At 68.3% G+C, this 407-nt stretch carries 1 pseudogene; it reads left to right on the plus strand.

The annotated features are described in order from the left end of the window. A pseudogene (locus AC1DCP_RS26585) lies at positions 1-388 on the plus strand (pyruvate/2-oxoglutarate dehydrogenase complex dihydrolipoamide dehydrogenase); the annotation flags it as partial. Positions 389-407: the final 19 nt, after the last annotated feature.

The raw sequence follows: 407 nt of genomic DNA on the forward strand, positions 1-407 counted from the left end.
CGATGGGGCCCAGCGCTCCGTGGGTGACCGGATTCCGGTCTACGCGCTGTTCACCGATCCGCCGCTCGGCCGCGTGGGCATGACCGAAGCCCAGGCGCGGCAGGCCGGCCACCGGGTGCGCATCGGCATGCGGCCGATGACGCGCGTGGCGCGGGCCGTGGAGAAGGGCGAGGCGCAGGGCTCGATGCGGGTGGTGGTGGATGCCGATACCGACCAGATTCTCGGCGCCGCCATCCTCGGCCCGGGCGGCGACGAGGCGGTCCATATGGTGCTGGCCGCGATGGCCGGTGGCATGACCGCCACGCAGATGACCCAGACCATGGCCATCCATCCGACCGTATCGGAGTTGATTCCGACAATCTTTGGGGAGTTGTCGAAGCCCCGCTGACTCCCGACTATTTTCATAT

This window comes from Agrobacterium sp. 10T429, from assembly GCF_056393925.1.